General features: G+C 62.7%; 17 protein-coding genes. 12 read left to right on the top strand and 5 right to left on the bottom strand.

What is annotated here, in order from left to right; translation table 11 throughout:
* Positions 1 to 34: 34 nt before the first annotated feature.
* From AWB67_RS04555 to AWB67_RS04545, 3 genes are read left to right on the top strand one after another with little or no spacing between them, the layout of a single operon-like run.
* Complete coding sequence (locus AWB67_RS04555) at positions 35 to 1,039, top strand: autoinducer 2 ABC transporter substrate-binding protein (RefSeq protein WP_087655030.1); 1,005 nt, start codon at positions 35 to 37, stop codon at positions 1,037 to 1,039.
* A gap of 59 nt (positions 1,040 to 1,098) precedes the next feature.
* Positions 1,099 to 2,628 carry a sugar ABC transporter ATP-binding protein gene (locus tag AWB67_RS04550; protein ID WP_087655029.1) on the top strand — a complete coding sequence of 510 codons (1,530 nt, stop codon included), beginning with the start codon at positions 1,099 to 1,101 and terminating at the stop codon, positions 2,626 to 2,628.
* A 32-nt stretch (positions 2,629 to 2,660) separates the two neighbouring features.
* The gene (locus AWB67_RS04545; RefSeq protein ID WP_087655068.1) at positions 2,661 to 3,680 is read left to right on the top strand and encodes an ABC transporter permease; all 1,020 of its coding nucleotides are present in this window, start codon (positions 2,661 to 2,663) and stop codon (positions 3,678 to 3,680) included.
* Between the two features lie 121 nt (positions 3,681 to 3,801).
* On the opposite strand, the gene AWB67_RS04540 is transcribed toward AWB67_RS04545, so the two are convergent.
* Entirely contained in the window at positions 3,802 to 4,524 is a 723-nt protein-coding gene (locus AWB67_RS04540; RefSeq protein ID WP_087655028.1) for a DeoR/GlpR family DNA-binding transcription regulator, read from the bottom strand.
* 238 nt (positions 4,525 to 4,762) lie between these two features.
* Here AWB67_RS04540 and AWB67_RS40725 point away from each other — a divergent pair, with 238 nt between their 5' ends.
* Complete coding sequence (locus tag AWB67_RS40725; protein ID WP_159907676.1) at positions 4,763 to 4,912, top strand: hypothetical protein; 150 nt, start codon at positions 4,763 to 4,765, stop codon at positions 4,910 to 4,912.
* A 100-nt stretch (positions 4,913 to 5,012) separates the two neighbouring features.
* Here the strand turns inward: AWB67_RS40725 and AWB67_RS04535 are convergent, their stop codons facing one another.
* The 3 genes from AWB67_RS04535 to AWB67_RS04525 all read right to left on the bottom strand — a co-directional run bounded on the left by AWB67_RS04535 (position 5,013) and on the right by AWB67_RS04525 (position 9,323).
* Positions 5,013 to 6,431: an NCS2 family permease gene (locus AWB67_RS04535; protein ID WP_125477545.1), complete on the bottom strand. Its 1,419-nt coding sequence runs from the start codon at positions 6,429 to 6,431 to the stop codon at positions 5,013 to 5,015.
* Positions 6,432 to 6,748: 317 nt separating this feature from the next.
* Positions 6,749 to 8,446, bottom strand: a complete 1,698-nt coding sequence (gene ggt, locus AWB67_RS04530; RefSeq protein ID WP_235025037.1) for a gamma-glutamyltransferase — start codon at positions 8,444 to 8,446, stop codon at positions 6,749 to 6,751.
* Positions 8,447 to 8,561: 115 nt separating this feature from the next.
* Positions 8,562 to 9,323: an SDR family NAD(P)-dependent oxidoreductase gene (locus tag AWB67_RS04525; protein ID WP_087655026.1), complete on the bottom strand. Its 762-nt coding sequence runs from the start codon at positions 9,321 to 9,323 to the stop codon at positions 8,562 to 8,564.
* 174 nt (positions 9,324 to 9,497) lie between these two features.
* Here AWB67_RS04525 and AWB67_RS04520 point away from each other — a divergent pair, with 174 nt between their 5' ends.
* Complete coding sequence (locus tag AWB67_RS04520; RefSeq protein WP_087655025.1) at positions 9,498 to 9,974, top strand: VOC family protein; 477 nt, start codon at positions 9,498 to 9,500, stop codon at positions 9,972 to 9,974.
* Positions 9,975 to 9,979: 5 nt separating this feature from the next.
* Here the strand turns inward: AWB67_RS04520 and AWB67_RS04515 are convergent, their stop codons facing one another.
* Positions 9,980 to 10,882, bottom strand: coding sequence for a LysR substrate-binding domain-containing protein (locus AWB67_RS04515; RefSeq protein WP_087655024.1), 903 nt, complete (start codon positions 10,880 to 10,882; stop codon positions 9,980 to 9,982).
* 406 nt (positions 10,883 to 11,288) lie between these two features.
* On the opposite strand from AWB67_RS04515, the gene AWB67_RS04510 reads away from it, so the two are divergent.
* From AWB67_RS04510 to oxlT, 7 genes are all read left to right on the top strand, one after another.
* The gene (locus AWB67_RS04510; protein WP_087655023.1) at positions 11,289 to 12,938 is read left to right on the top strand and encodes a peptide ABC transporter substrate-binding protein; all 1,650 of its coding nucleotides are present in this window, start codon (positions 11,289 to 11,291) and stop codon (positions 12,936 to 12,938) included.
* Between the two features lie 37 nt (positions 12,939 to 12,975).
* Positions 12,976 to 13,896 (top strand): ABC transporter permease subunit, encoded by a 921-nt coding sequence (locus AWB67_RS04505; protein WP_087655022.1) that lies wholly within the window; start codon positions 12,976 to 12,978, stop codon positions 13,894 to 13,896.
* Positions 13,897 to 13,909: 13 nt separating this feature from the next.
* A complete protein-coding gene (locus AWB67_RS04500) occupies positions 13,910 to 14,809 on the top strand; it encodes an ABC transporter permease subunit (RefSeq protein ID WP_200822167.1) in 900 nt (299 codons plus the stop codon).
* Positions 14,810 to 14,811: 2 nt separating this feature from the next.
* A complete protein-coding gene (locus tag AWB67_RS04495) occupies positions 14,812 to 15,816 on the top strand; it encodes an oligopeptide/dipeptide ABC transporter ATP-binding protein (RefSeq protein WP_327365289.1) in 1,005 nt (334 codons plus the stop codon).
* Positions 15,809 to 16,792 (top strand): murein tripeptide/oligopeptide ABC transporter ATP binding protein OppF, encoded by a 984-nt coding sequence (gene oppF, locus AWB67_RS04490; protein ID WP_087655020.1) that lies wholly within the window; start codon positions 15,809 to 15,811, stop codon positions 16,790 to 16,792. Before AWB67_RS04495 ends, oppF begins: the two co-directional genes overlap by 8 nt.
* 179 nt (positions 16,793 to 16,971) lie before the next feature.
* Positions 16,972 to 18,381, top strand: coding sequence for an OprD family outer membrane porin (locus AWB67_RS04485; RefSeq protein WP_087655019.1), 1,410 nt, complete (start codon positions 16,972 to 16,974; stop codon positions 18,379 to 18,381).
* Between the two features lie 382 nt (positions 18,382 to 18,763).
* Positions 18,764 to 20,068 (top strand): oxalate/formate MFS antiporter, encoded by a 1,305-nt coding sequence (oxlT, locus tag AWB67_RS04480; RefSeq protein WP_087655018.1) that lies wholly within the window; start codon positions 18,764 to 18,766, stop codon positions 20,066 to 20,068.
* Positions 20,069 to 20,350: the final 282 nt, after the last annotated feature.

Here is a 20,350-nt window from a genome sequence, read left to right as displayed (position 1 = left end):
TTCGAACCATAAGCGAAGATAAAGGAGACATTGCATGAAACTGACCCGACTCGGAACCGCGCTCACAGCGGTGGCGCTCGCCGCTGGCGCGATCGCCGGCGCAGAAGCCGCGACCAATGAGACGATCGTCACGGTGGTGAAGGTGACGGGCATCAACTGGTTCAATCGCATGGACGACGGCGTGAAGGAATTCGGCAAGGAAACGCCGGGCGTGACCGTCTATCAAACGGGCCCCGGACGCGCCGACGCCGCGCAGCAACTGAAGATCATCGAGGACCTGATCGCGAAGAAGGTCACGGCGATCGCGGTCGTGCCCTACGACCCGCCGACGCTCGAACCGGCGCTCAAGAAAGCGATGGATCGCGGCATCAAGGTCGTCACTCACGAAGCCGACAACGCGAAGAACACGATGGTCGATCTCGAAGCCTTCGACAACACCGCGTACGGCGCGGGCCTGAACGAACGTCTCGCGAAGTGCATGGGCTCGCAAGGCAAGTGGGCGGTGCTGGTCGGCTCGCTCGGCAGCCGCTCGCAGGTGCAATGGGCGGACGGCGGCATCGGCAACGCCAAGCAGAAGTACCCGAAGATGGATCTCGTCGAGCCGAAGCTCGAAACCAACAACGACGGCGAGCGCGCGTATCAGGTCGCGAAGGAAGTGCTGCGCAAGCACCCTGACCTGACGGGCTTCCAGGGCTCGTCGTCGCTGGACGTGATCGGCATCGGGCGCGCGGTGGAAGAGGCGGGCAAGGTCGGCAAGATCTGCGTGTACGGCACGGGCCTTCCGACCGAAGCGGGCAAGTTCCTCGAAAGCGGCGCAATCAACGGCATCGCGTTCTGGGACCCGAAGCTCGCCGGCCTCGCGATGAACAAGGTCGCGAAGATGCTCGTCGATGGCAAGACGGTCGCCGATGGCTCCGACCTCGGCGTGCCGGGCTACACGAAGGTGACGGTCAGCAAGGGTCCGGGCAAGGGCGTGATCGTGCGCGGCACCGGCTGGGTCGACGTCGACAAGACGAACTACAAGCAGTATCCGTTCTGATACGCATGCGGGGCGCTTCGCCTGCGCAAAGGTGGAGCGCCCCGCTTTGAACGAAGGACATGATGAATTCAGCACCGCTTCTCGAAGTCGTCGATATTCACAAGCGCTTTACCGGCGTGTACGCGCTGCGTGGCGTGAGCCTCGCGTTCAAGCGCGGGCAGATCTATCACCTGCTCGGCGAGAACGGCTGCGGCAAGAGCACGCTCATCAAGATCATCTCGGGCGCACAGCCGCCGGATGAAGGCGAACTCGTGATCGAAGGCGCAAGGCACGCGCGTCTCTCGCCATTGGAAGCGCTCTCGGCGGGTATCGAAACGGTGTATCAGGACCTTTCGCTTCTGCCGAACATGAGTGTCGCGGAGAACGTCGCGTTGACGGCGGAACTCGCCACGCACGCGGGACGTCTCGCGCGCACGTTCGATCGACGCGCGATGGCCGCGACCGCGGCGCTCGCGCTCGAAGCCGTCGGCCTGCCGGGCGACGCGGATTTCCAGGCGACGCTCATCGAACAACTGCCGCTCGCGACGCGTCAACTCGTGGCGATCGCGCGTGCGATTGCGAGCGAAGCGAAGTTCGTGATCATGGACGAGCCGACCACTTCGCTCACGCAAAAGGAAGTGGACAATCTGATCGCGGTGCTCGCGAAGCTGCGCGCGGACGGCGTTGCGGTGCTGTTCGTGAGCCACAAGCTCGACGAATGTTATGCGATCGGCGGCGAAGTGATCGTGCTGCGCGACGGCCAGAAGATGGCGCAAGGTCCGATCGAAAACTATACGAAGGCGCAGATCAGCGAACTGATGACGGGCAAGCATCTTTCGACCGAACGCTATCGCGCCGATGGCGCCGCCGAGTCGCGCGAAGTCGTGCTCGATGTGAAATCGCTCGGACGCAAGGGCCAGTTCGCCGATGTCTCGTTTGCGCTGCATCGCGGCGAGATTCTCGGCGTGACCGGCCTGCTCGATTCCGGCCGCAACGAACTTGCGCGCGCGCTCGCGGGCGTCGCACCTGCGGATCATGGCACGGTCACGCTCGACGGTTCGATCGTGCGCCTGCGCACGCCCGCCGACGCCAAGCTGCAACGCATCGGCTACGTGCCGGAGGACCGGCTGAACGAGGGCCTTTTCCTCGACAAGCCGATCCGCGACAACGTCATCACCGCGATGATTTCGAGCCTGCGCGACCGCTTCGGCCAGATCGACCGCAAGCGCGCACAGGAACTCGCGGAACGCACCGTAAAGGATCTGCAGATCGCGACACCCGATGTCGACAAGCCCGTGCAATCGCTTTCCGGCGGCAACCAGCAGCGCGTTTTGATCGGCCGCTGGCTGGCGATCGATCCGCGCGTGCTGATCCTGCACGGACCGACGGTGGGCGTCGACGTGGGATCGAAGGACATCATTTACCGCATCATGCAGCGGCTGTCGGGCGCGGGGATCGGCATCATTTTGATCAGCGACGACCTGCCTGAACTGCTGCAGAACTGCGACCGAATCCTGATGATGAAGAAAGGCCGCGTCGCGAACGAGTATCGCGCCGAAGGCATGGCCGAAGCCGATCTTTATCACGCTCTACTTTCCGAGGCAGCATGAGCGAGTCTATCCGTCGCGTCTCGCCCGAGACGATGCCGCAGTCCACGCAGGACATCCCGCCGCGCGTGCGGCAACTGAGCTGGTCCGCGCGGCTGACGCGCAACCCCGAGTGGTTCACGGCCGCGCTGATCGTGGTGACATGCATCGTGGTCGGCACGCTGAATCCGCGCTTCTTCCAGTTCGCGACGGTGTTCGACCTGCTGCATTCCGCCACCACCGTCTCGCTTTTCGCGCTCGGCACGCTGGTCGTGCTGGCCTCCGGCGGGATCGACGTGTCGTTCACCGCGATCGCCGCGTTCACCATGTATTCGATCACCAAGGCCGTGTTCGCATGGTGGCCGGATGCGCCGTTCGTGCTGATCCTGCTGACCGGCGCGCTCGGCGGCGTGCTGCTCGGGATCGTCAACGGCATTCTCGTGCATCGGCTGAAGGCGCCGTCGCTGATCGTGACGATCGGCACGCAGTATCTGTATCGCGGCTTGCTGCTGACGTTCGTCGGCACGCAGTTCTTCATGAACATCCCGCACAGCATGGATACGTTCGGGCGTCTGCCGCTCTTTTTCTATCACACGTCCGATGGCTTGCGCGCCGTGCTGCCAGTGTCGGTGATCGCGCTCGTGATCGCGGCGGTGGTGACGTGGTGGCTGCTCAACCGCACGATGATGGGGCGCGGCGTGTACGCGATGGGCGGCAGTCTGCCGATCGCCGAGCGGCTCGGCTACAACCTGCGCGCGATCCATCTGTTCGTGTTCGGCTATACGGGGATGCTCGCGGGCGTCGCGGGAATCCTGCACGTATCGACGAACCGGCTCGCGAATCCATTCGATCTCGTCGGCACGGAACTCGATGTGATCGCGGCGGTGATTCTCGGCGGAGCGCGGATTACGGGCGGAACGGGGACCGTGGTGGGGACGCTGCTCGGGGTCGTGCTCGTGACGCTCATCAATAGCGTGCTGATTCTCGTCGGCGTGCCGAGTACGTGGCAGAAGGTGATTATCGGGGCGTTTATTCTGGTCGCCGGGACGTTGTTTGCGCTGGGGCGGCGAGGTTAAGCGCTTTATGAAATGACAACGGCCGTCGATGCGAATCGGTGGCCGTTTTTCATGGAGCGCGTCCGGCGTGAATCGTTGTGGTTCAGGCGCACGCGTCGCGGATTGCGAGGGACCGGGCCTATTACTGCCCCCTCCGCGCCTGCCCTTTCTCCGTAATCACCGAATCGAACTCATCGAGCTGCGAGAAGCGCACGGCCTTGACCTTCCCGAACTTGCTGGCATCGACGACGAGATGCCGTTCCACCGCGCTCGCCATCGCCGCCTGCTTGATCGCGACCTCGTGAAAATTCCAGCACGTCACGCCGCGCGCCTCGTCGACGCCGCCCGCCGATAAAAACGCCTTGTTGATCCCCATGCGCCGCAGCGTCTCGACGCTTTCGTCGCTCGCGAACGAATCCGACGACGGCACGTACACGCCGCCGAGCAGGATCATCCGCACGTTCGGCCGGCGCCGCAGGATTTCCGCCACGTTCAACGAATAGCAGACGACCGTCAGATGCATTTCGGCGGGAATCTGGCGGGCGAGGGTGGTGAGCGTCGTCCCGCAGTCGATGAATACGGTTTCGCTATCGACCAGCAGCTTCGCAGCCGCCGCAGATGCCTCCGCCTTCGCTTGCGCGAAGTGGTCCTTTTCCTCGTCGATGGTGTAGCCGGCCGCGTTGGGCACGTCAGCGGCGCTCACGATATAACCGCCGAGGTACGTAAACCGCCCCGGGCTCGCGGCGATGTCGCGCCGGACCGTCATTTCCGATACGCCGAGCAGCGTTGCGGCGTCGCGCAGACGCATCACGCTCTGATTGTCGAGGGCGCTGGCAAGGGCGCGCAGGCGTTCGGCTTTGGTCATCGGCAAGGGCCTGCGAGTCGGCGAAGCGCGCCGCTGGCAGTGTTAGATTCCGGTCGGAAGATGAAAGAATTATAACAATGCAAGCTGCCGATACGATGCGCTTACCCGGCCGCCGCGGGTAAATCCCGACTCGCCGAATCGCCGACCGAACCTGTTGTTTTTTTAAGATAGGTTGCACTGCAGCATAAAAAGAGTAGTATCTAGGGTATTCCCTTAGTTACTTACCCGGATAACTGCCATGAAGACGACTGCTCAAACCTCCTTGCTCGTTTCCCTCGGTTCCTGGCTGCGCAATGCGATGGCTGTTACGCGTCGCGAATGGAATCGCGCGCTGGACCTGCACGTCCAGAACTGCGAGATCCTCGTCGAAGCCTATCGCCGCGACTGATCGCATGCGGCCGCCTCGACCGCAGCAAGAAGAAGAAAAAACGCCCCGGAAACGTTAGTTTCCGGGGCGTTTTGCCATCTGAAGCGCGGCAAGCGCGAATCTAAATCGCCCAGCCGCCGAGATAGAACACCGCCAGCACCAGCGCGATCACGACCGTCCCGACGTTCAGCTTGCGATATTCGCCCGCCACGATCCGCCCGATCACGAGCGTGCAGAAGCCAAGCATGATGCCCGTCACGATATTCGCCGACAGCACGATGAACACCGCGCAAACGAGGCCCGACATCGCATCGACGGTGTCCTCCATGTGCAGCTTGCTCACGTTGCCGAGCATCAGCAAGCCGACGTACATCAGCGCGGGTGCCGTCGCGTAGGAAGGCACGAGCCCGGCGAGCGGCGAGAGGAACATCACCGCGAGGAAGAGCGCGCCGACCACCGCCGCCGCCAGCCCCGTCTTCGCGCCCGCCGCCACGCCGACCGTCGATTCGATGTAAGCCGCCGCCGGCGCGCCGCCGAAGCACGCGGAGAAGATCGAACTGACCGAGTCGGCCGTCAGGGCGCGGCCGCCGTTCACGATGCGCCCGTTCTTGTCGATCTGGCCCGCCTGGCCGGCGACCGCGCGGATCGTGCCGGTGGCGTCGAAAACGGCCGTCATCACGAGGGCGAGGACGCTCGGCAGGACCGCCATCGAGAGCGCGCCCTTGATGTCCATCGCGCCGATCAGCGAAGCGTGGCCCGGCGCGGAAAGCGACGGCAGCGCGAAAATCCCGTGAAAACGCACGGCCGGATCGAACGCGAGGCCGATCGCCGACAGTCCGACCACCACCAGCAGAATCCCGCCCGGCACGCGACGGCGCTCCAGCCCGAAAATCGCGGCGAGGCCGAGGATCGACATCATCACCGGAAACGCGCTGATGTGCCCGAGCGACACCGGCATGCCGGGCGCGGGATTCTTCACGATCAGCCCGACGTCGTTCGACGCGATCAGCAGCAGGAACAATCCGATGCCGATGCCCGTGCCGTGCGCGACGCCCGTCGGCAAGTTGCGCAAAATCCACGAGCGCACGCCGGTGACGGAGATCGCCGTGAACACGACGCCCATCAGGAACACGGCGCCGAGCGCCACCGCCGGCGACAGCCCCTTGCCGAGCACGAGCCCGAACGCGGTGAACGCAGTGAGCGAAATCGCGCAGCCGATCGCGATCGGCAGGCGCGCCCAGATGCCCATCAAAAGCGAGCCGAACGCGGTCGTGAGACACACGGCGACGAATACGGCGCTCGTGTCGAAACCCGCCTTGCCGAGCATGCCCGGCACGACGAACACGGAATAGACCATCGCGAGGAACGTCGTCACGCCGGCGACCACTTCGCGCCGTTGCGTGCTGCCGCGGGCGGAAATGCCGAAATACCGGTCGATGAAGCCGCCGCCTCGCGAGGCCACGTGGCCGTCCTCTCGTTCGATCTCGTTGATCTCGGTGATGTTGATGTCGCCAAGCGGCTGGGCGGGGGATTCCATCATGGACTGCTCTCCTTTATCAGCTTGCTGAAACGGCTGGTGCCGGGCGCATCGGAGCGCGCGGTGCCGTCGTCAGGGTCGTCTCGTCTGTGTAGTTTTGGGTGTGTCCGAGACAGCCGCGGGCTGGACTCGGTCAGGACAGAGACTAGGGGAACGCAAAGCATCATCCAATCTCATAAAAAACATGCCGTTCATGCCGGCATGCTTATAGTCTTGCGCACCGGGGCGAGCGCGCGGTCGACTTCAGGCAAACCCTTATACAAAAAGGCCAGGCGCGAGGGCCTGGCCTTTCAATCAGCTTGGGGTTTACGTGGCCGAAATCACCGAATCACGCGCGCCACGCCGCGTCCGCGCGGATCGGCCATCGGCTCGGGCGTGGTGTCGTCGATGCGGATCGCCTGGATGTCTCCATTGAAGTCCTGCATCGTGAATTTGTAGCCCTTGTCTTCCAGCGCCTTCACGACTTCCGGGTCGAGCTTGTGGTACGGCTCCTGGAAGATGGTGTTCGGCGGCAACAGTTGGTGATGGAACCGCGTCGCGCCGACGGCTTCGGGCAGCGGCATCCGGAAGTCGTAGACGTTTGAGATGACCTGGAATATCGACGTGAAAATGCGCGAGCCGCCGGGCGTGCCGATCACCATCGCGACCTTGTCGTCCTTCGTGAGGATGGTCGGCGTCATCGACGAAAGCGGGCGCTTGCGAGGGGCGATCGCGTTCGCATCGCTGCCGACCACGCCGAACATGTTCGCGACGCCCGGTTTCGACGAAAAGTCGTCCATTTCGTCGTTCAGCACGATGCCCGTGCCTTCCGCGACGACGCCCGAGCCGAAATACCCGTTGATCGTGTACGTGTTCGAGACGGCGTTGCCCCATTTGTCGACCACGGAATAGTGCGTCGTCTCCGCCTTCTCCGGCATCGACGTGCCGAGGCCCGGCAGCACGCTCTTCGTGTCCGACGGCGTATCCGGATTCACTTCCTGCGCGCGCTTCAGGATGTAGTCGTCGTTGGTGAGCTGCGCGACGGGCACCTTGTAGAAATCCGGGTCGCCGAGATACTGCGCGCGATCGGCGAACACGCGCTTCTCGATTTCCGCGACGAGGTGAATGTACTGCGCCGAATCCAGCGGGACGTTGTCGAATTTATCCTTGAGATCGGCCTTCATCTTCAGCAACTGCACGAGACCGATGCCGCCCGAACTCGGCGGCGGCGCGGTGATGATCCGGTAGCCGTTCCAGCTCGCGAGGATCGGCTGGCGCCACACGGCCTTGTATTCCTTCAGGTCGCGCTCGGTGATCAGGCCGTGGCCGCGCATCGATTCCGCGATTAGTTGCGCCGTCTGGCCTTCGTAGAAGCCTTTCGCGCCGCCGTCGGCGATACGCTGCAGCGTCGCCGCGAGGTCGGGCTGCTTGAACACCGCGCCCTGCTTCATGCCGCCGAAGTACAGGTCGAAATTGGTCTTGCCGGCGAATTCCTTCGATGCCGCGTCGCGCCGTTCCTGCAACTGGTCGTCGACTTCGAAGCCGTCCTGCGCGTATTTGATCGACGGCGCGAGCACCTGCTTCCACTTCAGCTTGCCGAAGCGCTTCTGCGCCTCCCACATGCCCGCGACCGTGCCGGGCACGCCCACCGCGCGATGGCCGTAGAGGCTCATGCCCTTGATGACCTCGCCCTTGTCGTCGAGGTACATGTTCTTGGTCGCGGTAAGCGGCGCGCGCTCGCGATAGTCGAGGAAGTACGGCCGATGGTCGACGTAGAGCGTCATGAACCCACCGCCGCCGATGTTGCCCGCCTCCGGATACGTCACGGCGAGCGTGAACGCGATGGCGACGGCGGCGTCGACCGCGTTGCCGCCCTGTTTGAAGATCTGCTCGGCGGTATCGGCGGCGTACTTGTCGGCGACCGCGACCGCCGATGCTGTCAGGACCGCCGGCTGGGCATCGGTTTTCGCGTAAGCGGGCGTCGATTCGACGAAGCCCGTCGATACAAAAAGCGCGGCGGCCGCGAACGCGCCGAGCATGCGCGAGCGCACGCGTTGTTCGAATTTCAACGACATTTCCAGATCGCTCCGTGGCTATCGGTAAAGATGGGCTTATACCACGCGAGCGCTTTTTTAAGAAAGCGCCGTCAGGCGCCTACGGCATCAACTGACCGCCGTTCACGTCGATGATCTGGCCCGTGACGTAGCGCGACATCGTCTCGGAGGCGAGGTAAAGGAACGCGCCGCTGCAGTCGTCCGGCTCGCCGATGAAGCCCATCGGAATGGTCTTGCGGAACGCGTCGAGCTGCTCGGGCGACGTAAAGCGGTCCTGGAAGGGCGTCTGGATCACGCCGGGCGCGACCCCGTTGACGCGGATCTTGTCGGGCATCAGTTCCTTCGCCATTCCCTTCGTGATCGTGCTGACGAACCCCTTCGATGCCGCGTAGAGCAGCGCGCCCGGGCCGCCGCCGTTCCTTGCCGCGACCGACGTCACGTTGATGATCGAGCCGCCGCCGTTCTGGCGCAGCGCGGAGAGCGCCGCGCGCGTGAACGCGACGACCGAGCGCGCGTTGATGTGCAGGACTTCGTCGAAGAGTTCGTCGGTGACGCTTTCGAGCGGCTCGCGCTTGACGAGGCTTCCCGCGTTGTTGATGAGGACGTCGAGCTTGCCGAATTCGGCGGCGACCTGGGCGACGGCGGCGTCAATGGCTTTCGTGTCGCGGACGTCGGCGCCGACGGTGATCGCGTTCACGCCGAGCGCGCGCACTTCCTGCGCGACGGCTTCGGCCGCTTCCTTCGATGCGTTGTAGTGAATCGCGACGTTCGCGCCGTAGCTGCCGAACGCGCGCGCGGCCGCGGCACCGATGCCGGTGCTCGCGCCGGTGATAAGGACGGATTTGCCTTTCAGGTCGTGCATGTGTGCTCCTGGGTTGCCTGCTGACTAGGAAAGGCTCGCCGCGCGGAAAGCGGGCGAGCGAAGCGTCTACGGGTGTTTGAGCGGGGGAGCGAGCGGTGGTTCGATTTATGTGCGGGCGAATGCCGCGCGTGCAAAAGGGCTATTCTTTAGAACGGAGACGTAAAGGAGGAACGAATGAACGCAAAAGTCGACCGCATCCCCAAAGACCGTCACGGCGTGACGCCTTATCTCACCGTCGCGGGCGGTGTCGCCGCGATCGAGTTCTACAAGACGGTGTTCGGCGCCACCGAGCTTTTCCGCCTCGACGCACCCGGCGGCCGCGTAGGCCACGCAGAGCTGGAGATCGGCGGCACCGTGATCTATCTCTCCGACGAGTTCCCCGAGATGGACGTGCACGGCCCGCTCTCGCTCGGCGGATCGCCCGTCACGCTGCATCTGTACGTGGAAGATGTCGATGCCGTCGCGCAACGCGCCGTCGACGAGGGCGCCACGATGCTGCGCCCGGTCGCGGATCAGTTCTACGGCGATCGCGGCGGCAAGCTGCGCGATCCGTTCGGTCACCTCTGGTGGCTCGCGACGCATATCGAAGACGTGTCGCCGGACGAGATGCGCGTGCGCGCCGAGAAGCTCTTCGACGGCGAAGAAAGCTGAGGTGCTTACTCGTCGAACGAGTAGTGCTCGACGATACGCAGCACCGATTCCCTGAACGACGCGACCAGATCCGAGCGGATGCCGCTGCTCGGATACGAGAGCGCATATTCGTATTCGATCGCGGTCTCGAACGGCCTGACGACTACGCCATGCGCGCGCCATACCTTCGCCGCGAACGGCTCGACGATCGACACGCCGAGCCCGCCCGCGACCATCGCGTAACGCGTGTGCGCGGTGTCGGTGAGGACGGTGTAGTTGGGACGTTCCTCGGTCGCGGAAATCGTCGACTGTTCCGCCTCGTAGGCCTGCCGCGAATTCGGCAGCCAGCCGATGATCTTCTCGCCGCGCAAATCCTGCGCGCGCACGACCTTCTTTTTGGCGAGCTTGTGACCGGCCGGCATCGCACAGAGCGCGCGCGTCTTGAGCAGCGTCTGCACTTCGATGCCCGCGACCGCCGGAAACGCCTGGCTGATCGCGACATCGGCCTTGTGGTTCTGCAGGCTCACGAGCACCTCGGGCACTTTCACCGAATCGACGCGGATCGGCACGCCCGGATGGCGCTCGACGAAGTCCGCGAGGATCGGCGGCAAGAGGGTGGTGGCGAGCACCGGCATGCACGCGACGGTGAGGCCTTCGGAGGCTTCGTCGCGGATCATGTCGGCGACCTGCTTGAGGCGTTCGAGCCCGAGAAAATTTTCCTCCACCGACTTGTAGAAGCGCAGACCCGCAGTGGTGGGGTTCAGACGGCCGCCGATTCTACTGAACAGGCTAAAACCGAGATCGGCCTCTAAATCCGCGATCAGGCGGCTGATCGCGGGCTGCGTGACATGCATCTTGCGCGCGGCACCGACGCTGGTGCCGGTCATTATCAAGCTTCGAAATGCTTCGATCTGGCGAAAACGGATCATCGTACTGGATTACTCATGCATGACAACAAGGACACGGATGGTATAGGAAACAACCCCTTACTGCCTTGATGGACCGGCCCGTCCCGCCGATAAAACAAAGGTTTCGCCAAAGCAGCGCCAGGGTATGCATAAAACGTATTACCTATAAGCACATGTGAGTGGATTCCGCCTTATTGTTGTTAAATACTCGCCGCCAGCCTGAATTGTTGCCGTAAGCGAAGCGCAAAGAACGCGACTTCTCGTGCGATAAAGCGGTCTCATTTTTCGAAAGCAAAACGTTAGGCTCACTAAGATTGATCGCGATCCGGTTTAGCTAACGAAGGCTAAACGCATCGCCGAATAAGAATCGGGCTGCGAGCATCGCAGCCTGCGTGTAACAACATAAGACTTAGCAGGAGACTTCCCCGTGACGTTCTTGTCTGTCCCCTTGGCATATCGTTTCGTTCCGCGCAGTCGCGCTATCGCCGCCGCGCTAGCCGCCGTATCCGGCGCGTTTGCTTTTAACGCTCAGGCAGCCAACGTGCCGTCCGGCGTGCAACTCGCCGCGAAGCAGGAACTCGTGCGCAACAATGCCGCCGAAGTCGAGACGCTCGACCCGAATCTCGTCGAAACGGTGCCGGCGAACAATGTATCGGAGGACCTGTTCGAAGGCGCCACTACGACCGACGCGGACGGCAACGTGCAGCCCGGCGTCGCGGAGAAGTGGGAGCAGAAGGACCCGACCACCTGGATCTTCCATCTGCGCAAGAACGCCAAATGGTCCAATGGCGAGGCCGTCAGCGCAAACGATTTCGTGTACGGCTGCCAGCGGCTCGTCGATCCGAAAATGGCGTCGCCGTCGGCGGGGACGTTCGGCAAGTTCCTGCTCAACGGCACCGACATCATCGCGGGCAAGAAGCCGGTGACGGCGCTCGGCGTGCGCGCCATCGACGCGAATACGCTCGAAGTAAAGACGCCGTATCCGGTGCTGTTCCTGCCCGAACTGATGTCGAATACGACGCTCGGGCCCGTGAACCGCGCGGCCGTCGAGAAGAACGGGAAGGACTGGACCAAGCCCGGCAAGCTGGTGAGCAACGGCGCGTATCAGTTGAAGGAGTGGCAGGTCAACAGCAAGCTCGTGCTGACGAAGAATCCGAACTATTGGGACGCATCGCGCGTGCAATTGAGCCAGGTGACGTACCTCCCCGTCGAGGATGAAAACAGCGACGTGAAGCTCTTCCAGTCGGGCGAGAACGACTGGGTGTATCAGTTGCCCTCGGGCACGTACGCGAAGTACAAGGCGCAGTTCCCCGCCGACATCAAGAACGCGCCGATGCTCGGCCTGCGCTACTACTCGTTCAATAACCGCGATCCGCTGTTGAAGGACGTGCGCGTGCGCAAGGCGCTTTCGATGGTGATCGATCGCGACTTGCTCGCGCAGCGCGTCACCGCTGACGGCCAGCTCGCCGCGTATGGCGTGATTCCGCAGGGCGTCAAGGGCGCCGACGTGACGAACTACGAGTGGTCCGCGTGGCCGATGGCGAAGCGCGTCGAGGAAGCGAAGAAGCTGCTCGCGGACGCAGGCGTCAAGCCCGGCACGAAGATCCGCTTCGCGATGAACACCAGCGAATATCACAAGAAGATGGCGATTTTCGCGGCATCGGAATGGAAGACGAAGCTCGGCCTCGATACAGAAATCGAAGCGATGGAGTTCAAGGTGCTCCTGAAGAAGCGCCACTCCGGCGACTATCAGATCGCGCGCAACGGCTGGGTCGCGGACTACAACGACGCCACCACGTTCCTCACGCTCGTGCAGTGCAATTCGGAGCAGAACGACAACTTCAGCTGCAACCCGAAGGCCGATGCGCTGATCAAGGAGGCCAACGAGACGACCGACCAGGCGAAGCGCACGCAATTGCAGACGCAGGCCGCGAAGCTCGCAATGGACGATTATCCGATGCTGCCGCTTTTGCAATACACGCTCGTGCGGCTCGTGAAGAGCTACGTCGGAGGATACTCGCTGAAGAATCCGATGGATCGCTATCGCAGCAAGGACCTCTACATCGTCAAGCACTGACGGCGGATCGCGGCGCTGTCCGCGAGGAGACATACCCATGTGGTCGTACACATTGAGGCGCGTGCTGCTGACGCTGCCCACGCTGTTGCTTGTCATCACGGCCTGCTATCTGCTGCTGCACGCCACGCCCGGCGGTCCCTTCGACGGCGAGCGCAAGGTGTCGGCGGAAGTGCTCGCCAACCTGCAGGCGAAATACCATCTCGGCGAGCCGCTCTGGAAGCAGTACCTGCTCTATCTCGACAGCCTGCTGCACGGCGACCTCGGCGCGTCGTTCCGTTACGCCGACTGGAGCGTCAACGAGCTCGTACTGCGCGCGCTGCCGGTGTCGCTCACGATCGGCGGCGTGTCGATGCTGCTGTCGATCGTGATCGGCGTCGCGCTCGGGATTCTCGCGGCGCTCTATCGCAACAGCGCCGCCGACTATCTGCTGATGCTCGTGAGCAATGCGGGCAGCGCGTTTCCGTCGTTCGTGATCGGGCCGGTGCTGATCCTCGTGTTCGCGATCCTGCTGAAATGGCTGCCGGCCGGCGGCTGGAACAGCTTCGACATCCGCTACATGGTCCTGCCGATCCTCCTGCTCGTGATGATCAACGTGGCGACCGTCGGCCGCGTGACGCGCGCGAGCCTGATCGAAGTGATGAACACGAACTACATCCGCACCGCGTACGCCAAGGGGCTGTCGCGCTGGACCATCGTCTTTCGGCACGCATTACGTCCGACGCTGATCCCCGTCGTCTCGGTGATCGGGCCGCTCGCGATCTCGTCGATCACGGCGGCGGTCGTCACCGAATCGGTGTTCTCGCTGCCGGGCATCGGCAAGCTGATCGTCAACGGCGCGGCCAATCGCGATTACACGCTCGTGCTCGGACTCGTCGTTCTCGTCACGGTCGTGGCCGTGCTGCTCAACCTGCTGGTCGATCTCGCGTACGCGTGGCTCGATCCGAAGATCCGCTACTGACATGAGGCCGGCAATGAAAACCTCCCTCGCGCCGCTGCTCGAAAAAGCCGCCGCCGCGCCGCTCGAAGGCCGCAGCCCGTGGCAGGACGCGCGTCTGCGCTTCATGCGCAACAAGGCTGCGGTCACGAGCGCCGTGCTGCTCGCGCTGATCACGATCGCATGCATGTTCGGCCCGATGCTGCTGCCGAACCAGTTCGATTCCGCCGACTGGAACGCGATGAGCGGCACACCCTCCTTCGCGAACTGGCATCTCTTCGGCACCGACGAAACCGGCCGCGACCTGCTCGTGCGCTGCCTGATCGGCGGGCGCGTCTCGCTGATGATCGGCGCGCTCGCGACGCTGACCTCGGTGACGCTCGGCATCGTGTGGGGCGCGATCGCGGGCTTCGTCGGCGGGCGCGTGGACAACGCGATGATGCGCTTCGTCGACATGATGTACGCGATTCCGTACCTGCTGATCGCGATCCTGATGGTGACGCTGCTCGGCCGCGAGTTCTACCTCGTCGTGCTCACGATCACCGTGTTCTCGTGGATGGACATGGCGCGCGTCGTGCGCGGCCAGACGCTCGCGATCCGCTCGAAGGAGTACGTGGAGGCGGCGCGCGCGATCGGCGTATCGACGAGTGGCATCATCGTGCGGCACGTAGTGCCGAATTTGCTCGGCATCGTCGCGATCTATACGACCGTGACCGTGCCCGGCGTGATCCTGACGGAATCGGTGCTGTCGTTTCTCGGTCTCGGCGTGCAGGAGCCGATGACGAGCTGGGGCGTGCTGATCCAGGACGGCGTCGGCGTGATGGAAAGCTCGCCGTGGATTTTGCTGTTCCCGGCTGCGCTCTTGTCGGTGACGCTCTATTGCATCAACTTTATCGGCGACGGGCTGCGCGATGCGCTCGACCCGAAGGATCGGTGAGCGTGATGTCATTGCTTAAAGTCAGCGACCTCGAAGTTGCATTCCAGACGCCCGATGCCATCGTGCGCGCCGTGAACGGCGTGAACTTCGAGCTGGAAGAGGGCAGCACGCTCGGCATCGTCGGCGAATCGGGGTCGGGAAAGAGCCAGAGCGTTCTCGCGATGCTCGGCCTCCTCGCGCGTAACGGCAGCGCGAACGGCAGCGCGTTGTATCAGGGCGAAAACCTGCTGACGATGCCCGCGAAGGCGCTGAATCGCATCCGCGGCAATCGCCTGTCGATGATTTTCCAGGACCCGATGACGTCGCTCAATCCGTACTTGACGATCGAGCGGCAGATGACCGAAGTGCTCGAACTGCACAAGAACATGACGCGGCGCGCGGCGAAACAGCGCGCGATCGGCATGCTCGAAGCGGTGCGGATTCCCGAGGCGGCGCATCGTATCGATCAGTATCCGCACGAGCTGTCGGGCGGCATGCGCCAGCGCGTGATGATCGCGATGGCGCTGCTTTGCGAGCCGCAAGTGCTCTTCGCCGACGAACCGACCACCGCGCTCGACGTCACCGTGCAGGCGCAGATCCTGCAATTGCTGCGCAACCTGCAGCACGACTTCGGCACGGCGATCGTGCTGATCACGCACGATCTCGGCGTGGTCGCGGGGCTCTGCGAAAAGGTCATGGTGATGTACGGCGGCCGCGTGATGGAGCATTGCAGCGCGGACAACCTGTTCGCGCGGCCGTCGCATCCTTACACGATCGGCCTCTTGCGCGCGGTGCCGCGTCTGGACCAGAACGGCGCGGCGTTGCAGGGCATTCCCGGCAATCCGCCGAACATGGCGCATCCGCCTGCGGGCTGTCCGTTCCAGGAGCGCTGCATCGACGCCGATGCGCACTGCGGCGAACGCGCGCCTGCGCTCGAACCGTGGCGTAACGACGCGACGTGGCTGCGCGCGTGCTATCGCCCGGTTGAGCGGATGAAGTCGTTGCACGAGGAGCCGAGCCATGTCTGAGCGAACCATTCTCTCCGTGCGCGACGTGCAGGTGCATTTCAAGGTCAGAGCGAAGAGCCGCCTGCCGTGGGCGCCGTCGCGCACGCTGAAAGCCGTCGATGGCGTCAGCTTCGACCTGAAGGCAGGCGAGACGCTCGGCGTGGTCGGCGAGTCGGGCTGCGGAAAATCCACGCTTTCGCGCGCGATCCTCAACCTGATCCCCGCGACGCACGGCGAGATCGTGTGGATGGGCGAGGACCTCTCGGGAGCGTCAACGCGCGCATGGCACGACGTGCGGCGCGATATCCAGATGATCTTCCAGGACCCGCTCGCGTCGCTCGATCCGCGCATGACGGTCGGGCAGATCATCGCGGAGCCGTTGCGCGAGCATCGGCCGGGGATGTCGAAGGACGAAACCATGCAGCGCGTGCGCGCGATGATGGCGAAAGTCGGCCTGCGCGACCAGATGATCAACCGCTATGCCCACGAGTTTTCCGGCGGACAGTGCCAGCGGATCTGCATTGCGCGAGCGCTCGTCGTCGAGCCGAAACTCGTCGTGTGCGACGAACCGGTGTCCGCGCTCGATGTGTCGATCCAGGCGCAGATCGTCAATTTGCTGAAGTCGCTGCAGGCGGAGATGGGACTTGCGCTGATCTTCATCGCGCACGATCTCGCGGTGGTCAAGCACATCTCCGATCGCGTGATGGTGATGTACCTCGGCCGCGTGATGGAGCTTGCCGGCAAACAATCGCTGTACGACGTGCCGCGCCATCCGTACACGCGCGCTTTGCTCTCGGCGGTGCCCGTGCCCGATCCGGCCGTCGAACGCCGCAAGGTCGTGCAGATACTTTCCGGCGACATCCCGAGTCCGATCGATCCGCCTTCCGGCTGCGTGTTCCGCACGCGCTGCCCGATTGCCGAGGCGCGTTGCGCGCAGGAAGTGCCTGCGCTGCGCAAACTTTCGGACGGCACGGCGGCGGCCTGTCTGCTCGCTTGAGCATTTTCCCCGACTTTGAACAAGACCCATGAGCTAGAGAACAAGAACCTCCCATAAATCCTCAATCCCCCGCTTTTGATCCGATGCCCCGGTCTTTCCGACCGCCGGGCACGGCTCAGTGCATTCCTTCGATTTGAATCGGCAGTCAGCAACATTTAAGAACAAGTGGGGATCTTTCCGTGAAAAAACAGAAGCGTTCACTCGCCTTATCGATTTTGCTTTTTAGCGGCCTCATGGCCGGCACGGTCGCGGCCTATGCCGAGGAAACCGAAACCGAACCGCCTTCGCGCCATACCGAGGCGCCGCCGAGTTCGCCGCCGAATACCGAAGCCGATGCGCCGATCAGCAAGCAATCGCAATCGAAGGGATTTATCGAGGATTCGCATTTCAACTTGCTGTTCCGATCTTATTCGGAGCATTTCGAAGCGGAAGGCCTCAAGAAAAAGGATGCGTGGGTCATCGGGAATCAGGCGGTATTCGAATCGGGCTATACGCGCGGACTGTTCGGCGTCGGTTTCGATGCGTCGCTTTTCAGCGCGTTGAAACTGAATGGCGGGAACGGGGCGGGGAATCGTGTGCATCTGAATGCCGACGGCACCGGACAAAATCAGCTTGCGTGGACGTATCCGGGCGTGTGGGACGTGAAGGCGCGTGTATCGAATACGGTGCTGAAATACGGCCAGCAGCTCTTCGATAATCCCTATCTCGTACCGCACGATAATCGCGCGCTGCCGCCTACTTATCGCGGCTTCTCGCTCGCCAGCGACGAGATCAGGAGCCTCACGCTCAAGGCGGGTAGCGTCGACGCCGTGCTGGCGCGGGGCATGACGAGCACATCGTCGCTCTCGACGGAATATGGCGGCGTGAAGTTCAGCCGTTTCACGTATGCGGGCGGCGATTATACGATTGGCGACGATACCGCGATTTCTCTTTACGGCAGCCGTGCGGAAAACGTGTGGGATCAGTATTATCTAACGGCGTCGCATAGTATCGGCAGCCCGTCGGCGATTCGCTGGACCGGCGCGCTCCAGTATTACTACACACACGACGTCGGCCAAAGCCGGGAAGGTCCGATCAATAATCACGCATATAGCCTGGCGCTGTCAGGGCAGCATAACGCGCATACCGTGCAGATCGGCTTCCAGCAGATCGCGAGCAATCAGTTCTTCGATTATGTCGGCCAGTCCGCCGGCGATTATCTCGCCAATTCGCTCGACGTCGATTACAACGCGCCGCACGAAAAGTCGCTCAGCCTCTCGTATTCGATCAACTTCAAGGATTATGGCGCGCCCGGCCTGAAAATGACGATGTGGACCGCCTACGGTTGGGGTGCCGACGCGACGACATCGGCGAACCGATATGCCAATCCGTCGAGTGCGCTACACGACCTCTATTGGAAAAACGGCGAGCCAGTCCACGGCACGCATTACGAATTCGGCGTAATTCCGAGTTACACGATTGCGAGCGGACCGTTGAAAAACACGTCGATGAAGTTTTATTACATGCATCACCACGGCAGCCAGTACTACTCGGACAGTTCGAGCGACGTGTACCGCCTGATGGTCAACGTGCCGGTGAACGTGTTCTAAGACGATTCGCGGGGGCTTGGAAGCATGCCCGAAACGAACGCGCCGATCATCCTAGGGAAACCTACAATCATAAACCTTCGCATTACATTAACCTTTCGTCTATAACGTGAGTGCGTGTCGCGGATCGCCATGTCTCGCGTCATGTCTCAGGCCCGCCAGCATTTGCTGGGGGGCCTTTTTTTCGCCTTGCCGAAATCATTAAGCACCTGCTTTCAAACGCTTACGTTGAAAGACTTCCTAGTGAAAACCCCATCGATTCTTTCGCTTGACTTACTTGATATATCACATACTGTGTATATCTGATTGCTCCAGAAAATTGAGCAACACCGGAGGATGCCGCGAGGTATCCCAACGAAAAGTCAGACAAGCTTAGGAGACAGGCATGGAAACGGAACGTCAGGCAGGGGCGTCGCGTCTAGCTTCGCCGTGGGTGCAACTCGTGTTCGGCGTGGTCTGCATGGCGATGATCGCCAACATGCAGTACGGCTGGACGCTATTCGTGAACCCCATCGATGAGAAGTACCACTGGGGACGCGCGGCCATTCAGGTCGCGTTCACGATTTTCGTCGTGACTGAAACCTGGCTCGTTCCGATCGAAGGCTATCTCGTCGACAAGTACGGCCCGCGTCCGGTGGTCGTCGTGGGCGGGCTGCTGTGCGCCATCGCGTGGGTCATCAACTCCTACGCGGCTTCCCTGCCGATGCTCTATTTCGCGGCGGCGGTCGGCGGCGTGGGCGCGGGCGCGGTGTACGGAACGTGCGTCGGCAATGCGTTGAAGTGGTTCCCGAATCGCCGGGGGCTCGCGGCGGGCATTACCGCGGCGGGCTTCGGAGCGGGGTCGGCGGCGACCGTCGTGCCGATCGCGCACATGATCAAGAACAGCGGCTACGAGTCGACCTTCCTCTGGTTCGGTCTCGGGCAGGGCCTGATCGTGTTCTTCCTCGGCATGGCGCTGTTCGCGCCGCCCGCCGAGTTGCTCGCGCCGGTCAAGAACGCGCTCAAGCGCGCGGTCTACAACGCGAGTCCGAAGCAGGTGTTGTCGTCGCCGATCTTCTGGGTCATGTACCTGATGTTCGTGATGATGGCGGCTGGTGGCCTGATGGCGACCGCGCAGCTCGGGCCGATCGCGAAGGACTTCGGCCTGCACGATTCACCCGTGTCGATCCTCGGTCTCACGCTGCCCGCGCTGACCTTTGCGCTCACGATCGACCGCGTGCTCAACGGGCTGACGCGGCCGTTCTTCGGCTGGGTGTCGGACCGCATCGGCCGGGAGAACACGATGTTCATCGCGTTCGCGGTCGAGGCGGTCGGCATCATGATGCTGTCGAAGTACGGGCACAGCCCGGTGGCGTTCGTCGTGCTGACGGGCATCGTGTTCTTCGCCTGGGGTGAAATCTACAGCCTCTTCCCGGCGACGTGCGGCGACACCTTCGGGCCGAAGTTCGCTGCAACCAACGCGGGCCTGCTGTACACGGCGAAGGGAACGGCGGCGTTGCTGGTGCCGTTCAGCAGCGTCATTACGACGATGACCGGAAGCTGGCACGCGGTGTTCACGCTGGCTGCGGGGATGGCGGCGCTTTCCGCGCTCCTCGCGATTTTCGTGCTCAAGCCGATGCGTCACGCGCATGTGCAGAAGCATTCGCGGGCATCGGTCGACATGCAGTACGGGTCGCCGATCAAGGACTGACGACGACCTTCGTTCGAAAAAAAGCGGCGGACGCGACGAGCGTCCGCCGCTTTTCATTGCGCACCCGCGTCGTCTCAATGCGAACCCCGATCGCAAGCGCCAGAGCGCACGATTACACTTCAGCGATTCGCGTCAGACGTTCGTCGGGCGTTTGGCGTACTTCTGTATGGTTAACCCCGATTTCAACGTAAACGAACAAAAAGGAACATGCTCCTTGTTGTTTTGGTTTCCTTTTTGAAAATCAGGGCCACGACCGCAGCATCGGTGTCCAATAAAAACGAA

Origin of the sequence: Caballeronia terrestris (assembly GCF_001544515.1) — a bacterium.
GTDB classification, from domain to species: domain Bacteria; phylum Pseudomonadota; class Gammaproteobacteria; order Burkholderiales; family Burkholderiaceae; genus Caballeronia; species Caballeronia terrestris.
The sequence above is the reverse complement of the archived record's forward strand: the minus strand, read 5'-3'. Positions and strand labels throughout refer to the sequence as shown.

Bases quoted from the DNA above. Each gene is read 5' to 3' on its own strand.
- AWB67_RS04500 (WP_200822167.1), top strand. From the start codon at position 13,910: ATGAAAACCTCCCTCGCGCCGCTGCTCGAAAAAGCCGCCGCCGCGCCG.
- AWB67_RS04555 (WP_087655030.1), top strand. From the start codon at position 35: ATGAAACTGACCCGACTCGGAACCGCGCTCACAGCGGTGGCGCTCGCC.
- AWB67_RS40725 (WP_159907676.1), top strand. From the start codon at position 4,763: ATGAAGACGACTGCTCAAACCTCCTTGCTCGTTTCCCTCGGTTCCTGG.
- oppF (WP_087655020.1), top strand. From the start codon at position 15,809: ATGTCTGAGCGAACCATTCTCTCCGTGCGCGACGTGCAGGTGCATTTC.
- AWB67_RS04505 (WP_087655022.1), top strand. From the start codon at position 12,976: ATGTGGTCGTACACATTGAGGCGCGTGCTGCTGACGCTGCCCACGCTG.
- AWB67_RS04525 (WP_087655026.1), bottom strand. From the start codon at position 9,323: ATGCACGACCTGAAAGGCAAATCCGTCCTTATCACCGGCGCGAGCACC.
- AWB67_RS04545 (WP_087655068.1), top strand. From the start codon at position 2,661: ATGCCGCAGTCCACGCAGGACATCCCGCCGCGCGTGCGGCAACTGAGC.
- ggt (WP_235025037.1), bottom strand. From the start codon at position 8,446: ATGCTCGGCGCGTTCGCGGCCGCCGCGCTTTTTGTATCGACGGGCTTC.
- oxlT (WP_087655018.1), top strand. From the start codon at position 18,764: ATGGAAACGGAACGTCAGGCAGGGGCGTCGCGTCTAGCTTCGCCGTGG.
- AWB67_RS04520 (WP_087655025.1), top strand. From the start codon at position 9,498: ATGAACGCAAAAGTCGACCGCATCCCCAAAGACCGTCACGGCGTGACG.
- AWB67_RS04550 (WP_087655029.1), top strand. From the start codon at position 1,099: ATGATGAATTCAGCACCGCTTCTCGAAGTCGTCGATATTCACAAGCGC.
- AWB67_RS04540 (WP_087655028.1), bottom strand. From the start codon at position 4,524: ATGACCAAAGCCGAACGCCTGCGCGCCCTTGCCAGCGCCCTCGACAAT.
- AWB67_RS04535 (WP_125477545.1), bottom strand. From the start codon at position 6,431: ATGATGGAATCCCCCGCCCAGCCGCTTGGCGACATCAACATCACCGAG.
- AWB67_RS04515 (WP_087655024.1), bottom strand. From the start codon at position 10,882: ATGATCCGTTTTCGCCAGATCGAAGCATTTCGAAGCTTGATAATGACC.